This window comes from Methylobacterium sp. JK268 (assembly GCF_054052225.1).
In genome coordinates, this window is the sequence record NZ_JBSVZN010000023.1 from 21,246 (window position 1) to 27,245 (window position 6,000).

Genomic DNA, 6,000 nt, shown 5'->3' on the forward strand with positions numbered 1-6,000 from the left:
GACCGCGAGACGTCAGCGGATCGCCGCGATCTTCGACTTCGCCGTCCGCGCGAGGATGATGTCGGCCCAGGCCTGGGGACGCTCCAGGGCGCTGAAGTGCCCCGTCCGGTCGAGGGTGATGACCTCCGGCGAGGGGAGTGCAGCCTCGACGCCGGCGCGGTCCCGCAGGTTTGACCAGTCCTTGTCACCCCAGACCAGCGTGACCGGCGCGGTGACCGGGCGATAGCGGGCGCGGGCGGCGACGAAGCTCGGAAGGGCCTTGAGCAGCGTTCGCGCCGCCCTGCTGTAACCGGCCCGACCGCCGACCCGGGCGTACTCATCCAAGAGGTCGGAGGGCAGGCTGCGTGGGTCGTGAAAACCCCCGTTCATGATGCCGCCGGTGATGGTCCGGTTCTCCAGCGCCGCGAAGACTGGGCCGACGACAGGCGCCCGCACGCTCTTGATGATGATCGAGGCCAGAAGGTTCGACCGCTCCAGCCCCGGCAGGTAGTCGTAGGTGTTGAAGGCGAAGACCCGCTCGACCTCGTCACCGAGTTCGGCGGCCAGCGAGAGCGACAGCGTCGCGCCAATGGACTCGCCCGCGAGGATCGGGCGCTCGATGCCGAGAGTCGCGATGAACTCCCGCAGGGCCGCCCGCAGGGTGGGCTCATCCTTCGGAGCGTCCGGCTTCAGGTCCGACCAGCCGAAGCCCGGCAAGTCGAGGGCGAAGACCGTGAAGTGGGGCGAGAGCAACGGGATCACGCGCTGGAACAGGTCGAGCTGCGTGCGCACGGTGTGGGTCAGGACGAGGTTCGGCCCGCAGCCCACCCGGACATAGCGGATGCGCGTCCCGTCCCGCAGGGTCGCGACGGCGATCTCGCCGGAGGCGAGCCAGCAGCGGGTATAGTCCTCAGCTTCTCGGCCGAGGGTGGTGATGCTTTGCGCGGTCACGGGGGAAGCTCCTGGGCGGGGGCCGGCGTGGGGTGTCACCCACGCCTGTTGCGATCGAACCTAGACGCGCCCCTTCATATCCCATATGTCGAATATCCAACTTTTTCGGACATTCGACGCGGGGCTCTCCATGCCGTCCATCGGTGTCGTCCTGTTCCCCGGATTCCAGGTGATGAACCTGGCCCCTCTGACGGCCTTCGAGCTGGCCAACCTGGAGCTCGGCCGGGACTTCTACGACGTGTCCTTCCTGTCCGAGGGGGGCGGGCCGATCCGGACCTCCATCGGAATGGTGATCGAGACGCAGCCTTTCTCCGGCCGGCGCTTCGACACGGTCATGGTGGTGGGCTCGATCAAGGTCGATGCGTCGGCCCCCGGTCTCATCGAACGGTTGCGCGAGACGGCGGCCACCGCGCGCCGCGTCGCCGCGACTTGCACGGGGGCGTTCCTCCTGGCCGAGGCGGGCCTGCTCAACGGCAGGAAGGCGGCAACCCACTGGGCCCACGCCCGCGACCTGCAGCGGCTTCATCCGTCGATCAAGGTCGATGACGACCGCATCTTCGTCTCGGACGGCAACGTCTGGACCTCGGCCGGCATGACGGCCGGGATCGACCTGACGCTGGCTCTGGTCGAGGACGACCTGGGGCCCGAGATGTCGAAAGCCATCGCGAGGAATCTTGTCGTCTACCACCGCAGGACGGGTGGCCAGTCGCAATTCTCCGCGCTGCTGGAGCTTCAACCGCGATCCGACAGGGTTCATCAGGTCCTGGCCTACGCCAGGAGCAACCTGAGAAACGAGCTCTCCGTGGAGGAACTGGCGGACGCCGCCCATCTGAGCCCGCGCCAGTTCAGCCGCATCTTCCGGGAGGAGACTGGCCAATCACCCGCGAAGGCCGTCGAGAACCTCCGCCTGGATGCGGCCCGGACGATGCTGGAGGACGGCCGGCATTCGCTCGACACTGTGGCCCAGGAGACGGGCTTCGCCGACCGGGAACGGATGCGGCGAGCCTTCCTGCGGGCGTTCGGTCAGCCACCTCAGGTCATCAAGCGGAATGCCCGTCATCACGAGGCGTCCCGGACCGCTTGAGCCGTCGATGGGGCCGCTGTCGGGGATGCGGGGCCGCCCCTCCCGCGGATCTCGAGACGGCGTCGCCGGCTGCCTCGCGCGTATCCGCCTGAGGCTGCGCCGACGGCTTCCGCGCGGACAACCCACCGTGGAACGTCCGCTCACGGGCCCCGCAGCTCGGAAACATTGGTTCCGAGCCGAGTTCGGCAACGGACGTTTCCGAGTACTTTTCCGCCATGACAGCAAAGCCAAGATCATCATCTTTGCTTGGGTCAATGACGGGAACACGTTGCGAACCTGCGGCGCCCAGTCGGACGCCGATCACGTCTTCGAGGAGATGCTGAACAAGGGCAACCCGCCCGACGACCGGGCGGCCTTGCTTGCGGCATCGTCCGGAAAAGGTGATGGCGAACGGCTGGAAAAGGCCACGGGCAGGGAGGGCCGGGCCTGCGCTCGCGCCGGATCGTCGCGGTGAGTGGCCGCGCAGTCGCTCGCTCATGGGAGGGCCGCCCCGGCCCACACCGCTGAGCGATCGAGGTTTCACGCCGATCCGCAACGGCCTCCGGAGCTGAGCCCGATCGCATGGCAATCGAGCGCAGCTCTCGATCATGGATCCTGCCGCCGGTTCTCCGACGAACCGGCGGCCCCTTCGCCGGAGGACGTTCTACTTCTCGTAGGAGATCCGGTAGATCGCGCCCGCCGTGTCGTCGGACACGAGGAGCGAGCCGTCGGCCAGCGTGGCGACGTCGACGGGCCGGCCGAGATACTCTCCGTTCTCGTTGAGCCAGCCCTCCGCGAAGGGCTCGGGCTTGCCCGCGCTGCCGTCCTTGTTCACCGGCACGAACATCACCCGGGCGCCGATCGGGGTGGTGCGATTCCACGAGCCGTGCTCGGCCGTGAAGACGCCGCCCCGGTACTTCTCGGGGAACATCTTGCCCGTGTAGACGATCATGCCGAGATCGGCCGCGTGGGGCGGCAACTCGGCCTTCGGCGGCACCGCGTTCGCCGGCACCGGGTCGTCCTTGTACTCGACCGTGCGCACGGCGCCGCCGCCGTACCAGGGGAAGCCGAAATTCGTGCCCGGCTTCGTCGCCTGGTTGAGCTCGCCCGGCGGCTGGTCGTCGCCCATCCCGTCGACCTGGTTGTCGGTGAACCACAGCGTCTTGTCGGGCGCGAAGTCCATGCCCACCGAGTTGCGGATGCCGGTGGCGAAGACCTCGCGGTTCTTGCCGTCCGCATCCATGCGGATGATGCCGCCGATGCCGGTCCGGGCGTAGAGGTCGGCCTTCTCCTTGGGCGGCACGTTGTAGGGCTGGCCCAGCGCGATGTAGAGCTTGCCGTCCGGCCCGATCCGGCAGACCCGGGCGGTGTGGTTGTAGCTCTCCTCGGAGGCCGGGATCAGCTCGCCCTGCTTGACCACCACGCCGGCCGCGACGTCCGCGCCCTCGTAGAAGAACTCGGCCGCCGGGAAGGCCAGCACCCGGTTCTGCTCCACGACGGTGAGCACGCCGTCGCGCGAGAAGCAGACGCCGTTCGGGATCTTGAAGTCGATCCCCGGCGCGAACACCTTGACCTCGTCCGCCACCCGGTCCTTGGCCCGGTCGGTCACCGTGTAGACCTTGGACTTGCGGGTGCCGACGAAGACCACGCCGGCATTGGGGCCGACCGCCATGGCGCGGGCATCCGGCACGATGGCGTAGAGGGCGATCTTGAAGCCGTCCGGCAGCTTGATCTTCTGCAGGGTCTTGTTGATGGCGTCGGCCCGCCGGCCGGTCTGCGGCACGAGCGGCGGCTCGCTGACGCCGGTGGTCTTGAAGCCCTGGAGCTTCTCCAGGTTGTCGACCTTGGCCTTGGTGTCGCCGGCATTCTCCTGGGCGACGCTCGCCGTGGCCAGCAGCGCGCCCGCCGCGAACGTGACGCCCGCGCCGAGCGCCGCGATCAGCACCGATCTCATCCCAGTCCTCCCTCAATGGAGCCGATTCGATCGACCCCGCTTCATTGACGAACGAAGTATGGGACGGGCGGATGACGGAGCAAGCGCGTGTCGGGCATTTCACGCGGCCGTGATCGCGGGGGCCTCCCGGGGAAAGCCGGTCGCCGCCTCGTAGGAGGCCGCCACGGCGAGCAGCAGCGCCTCGCTCCCGTGCGGCGCGACGAGCTGGAGGCCCGCGGGGAGGCCGCGCCCGTCCCGGCCCGCCGGCAGGCTGATCGCCGGGCAGCCGCCCATCGTGGCGGGAATCGTGACCTCCATCCAGCGGGTGTAGCCGTCCATCGGCCGCCCGGCGATGGCGCGGGGCCACGCCTCCTCCACCGGGAAGGGGAAGACCTGGGCGGAGGGCAGCGCCAGCAGGTCGACGGTCTCGAACAGCCCGAGCAGGTGGGCGTGCCAGCGGCTGCGTACCGCGCTCGCCGCGAGGATCGCCTCCGCGCCCAGGCGGGCGCAGGCCTCGACCTCCACCATCGCCTCGGGCTTCAGCTGCGCCCGCGCCGCCGGATCGTGCGCGAGCGGGGCCAGCGCCCCGCCGGCCTGCCAGGCGCGCAGCACCCGCCACGCCTCCCAGACCTCCTCCCACGGGTGACGCAGGGCGAGCGGCGCGACCCGCGCGCCCGCGCCCGCCAGGACCGCGAGGGCCCGCTCGCAGAGGGGGAGGAGGCCGGGCTCCATCGGGAGCCGCCCGTCGAGGTCGGCGAGCCAGCCGATGCGCAGGGTCCCGAGATCGCGCGGCGCCGGGTCCGCGAAGGCCGCCGGGTCGCCCGCGAGGCTCTGCGGCAGGCGCGGATCGGGCCCGGCCATCACCGACAGCAGCAGCCCGAGATCGGCCGTGCAGCGCGCCATCGGCCCGGCCACCGTGAGGTCGGGCAGGAAGACCTCGTCGGTCCGCAGGGGGACCCGGCCCGGCGAGGGCCGCAGGCCCAGGACGCCGTTCCAGCCGGCCGGGTTGCGCAGCGATCCCGCATGGTCGCTGCCGTCCGCGAGGGGGATCATCCGCAGCGCGAGCGCGACGGCGGCCCCGCCGCTCGATCCGCCGGCGCTGCGGGACGGGTCGTAGGCGTTGCGGGTCGGGCCGAAGACCAGGTTGACCGTGTGCGAGCCGAGGCCGAATTCCGGCACGTTGGTCTTGCCGATCAGGATCGCGCCCGCGGCGCGCAGCCGCGCCACGTGGGGCGCGTCCGCCTCCGGGACGCGGCTGCGGAACAGGGGCGAGCCCTGGGTCCAGGGCAGGCCCGCGGCGGGCACCGTGTCCTTCACGGCGTGGGGCAGGCCGTGGAGGGGGCCGCGCCAGCGCCCGGCCGCGCGGTCTCGGTCCGCCGCATCGGCCTCGGCCAGGAGCGCGTCGGGATCGCGCAGGGACACGATCGCGTTCGCCGACGGGTTGAGCCGGGCGATGCGGTCGAGATGCGCGCGCATCACCTCGCGGCACGAGACCGCGCCGCCGCGGATCATCCCCAAGAGGTCGGTGGCGTGGAGGCGCGTGAGGTCGGCATCGGGCATGGGGCGGGTCCTGCGGAGCCGGCCAGCGGAGCACGCCGCGGCCCGCGCCCGCAACCCTGTCGCGGCCCGCGGTTCCGGTCTAGGATGCGCGCGGGACGTGCACCCGCCAGAGGTGGCGCCCGCGAGGAAATGCCGGCCGGACGATCCCGGCCGTCCGGAGGTGACGATGAACCCGACCGCCCGCGAGAGCGTCTCGCCGGCGCGCGCGAGCGCGCCCGCCCTGTGGGAGCGCGTGCCGCTCGACTGCCTCGCCTGCGCCCTGCTGGTGATCCTGGCGGCCGCCCTGTCGCTGGCCGGGATCCTGCCCTGACGGGTCCGGATATCCGCCTTCCTGCCGCCCGATCCCGGTGCAACGGTTTCGCAACCCCGGGTCGGGCATGCTCCTGCGTCCGGGACCCGTGCAGGAGGACGCGATGCTCACGAGCCTTCTCGGCCGCCTCGCCGCGGCGTGGGGGCGCGCCGCCCTCGCCCTCACCAATCCCTACCAGACGGAACCGCACCACACACGCGGACC

General features: G+C 71.1%; 6 protein-coding genes. 3 read left to right on the top strand and 3 right to left on the bottom strand.

What is annotated here, in order from left to right:
• Positions 1-12: 12 nt before the first annotated feature.
• Positions 13-930 carry an alpha/beta fold hydrolase gene (locus tag ACW9J6_RS22475; RefSeq protein ID WP_457118742.1) on the bottom strand — a complete coding sequence of 306 codons (918 nt, stop codon included), beginning with the start codon at positions 928-930 and terminating at the stop codon, positions 13-15.
• A gap of 130 nt (positions 931-1,060) precedes the next feature.
• On the opposite strand from ACW9J6_RS22475, the gene ACW9J6_RS22480 reads away from it, so the two are divergent.
• Together ACW9J6_RS22480 and ACW9J6_RS22485 are read left to right on the top strand one after the other, a co-directional pair.
• Entirely contained in the window at positions 1,061-2,014 is a 954-nt protein-coding gene (locus ACW9J6_RS22480; protein ID WP_457118743.1) for a GlxA family transcriptional regulator, read from the top strand.
• Positions 2,015-2,141: 127 nt separating this feature from the next.
• Positions 2,142-2,468 (top strand): type II toxin-antitoxin system YhaV family toxin, encoded by a 327-nt coding sequence (locus tag ACW9J6_RS22485; RefSeq protein ID WP_457118744.1) that lies wholly within the window; start codon positions 2,142-2,144, stop codon positions 2,466-2,468.
• Between the two features lie 189 nt (positions 2,469-2,657).
• On the opposite strand, the gene ACW9J6_RS22490 is transcribed toward ACW9J6_RS22485, so the two are convergent.
• Positions 2,658-3,947, bottom strand: a complete 1,290-nt coding sequence (locus ACW9J6_RS22490; protein WP_457118745.1) for a PQQ-dependent sugar dehydrogenase — start codon at positions 3,945-3,947, stop codon at positions 2,658-2,660.
• A gap of 99 nt (positions 3,948-4,046) precedes the next feature.
• The gene (locus tag ACW9J6_RS22495; protein WP_457118746.1) at positions 4,047-5,486 is read right to left on the bottom strand and encodes an amidase; all 1,440 of its coding nucleotides are present in this window, start codon (positions 5,484-5,486) and stop codon (positions 4,047-4,049) included.
• A 166-nt stretch (positions 5,487-5,652) separates the two neighbouring features.
• Here ACW9J6_RS22495 and ACW9J6_RS22500 point away from each other — a divergent pair, with 166 nt between their 5' ends.
• Positions 5,653-5,796, top strand: coding sequence for a hypothetical protein (locus ACW9J6_RS22500; RefSeq protein WP_457118747.1), 144 nt, complete (start codon positions 5,653-5,655; stop codon positions 5,794-5,796).
• The last annotated feature ends 204 nt before the right edge of the window (positions 5,797-6,000 follow it).

Bases quoted from the DNA above. Each gene is read 5' to 3' on its own strand.
- ACW9J6_RS22500 (WP_457118747.1), top strand. From the start codon at position 5,653: ATGAACCCGACCGCCCGCGAGAGCGTCTCGCCGGCGCGCGCGAGCGCG.
- ACW9J6_RS22495 (WP_457118746.1), bottom strand. From the start codon at position 5,486: ATGCCCGATGCCGACCTCACGCGCCTCCACGCCACCGACCTCTTGGGG.
- ACW9J6_RS22490 (WP_457118745.1), bottom strand. From the start codon at position 3,947: ATGAGATCGGTGCTGATCGCGGCGCTCGGCGCGGGCGTCACGTTCGCG.
- ACW9J6_RS22480 (WP_457118743.1), top strand. From the start codon at position 1,061: ATGCCGTCCATCGGTGTCGTCCTGTTCCCCGGATTCCAGGTGATGAAC.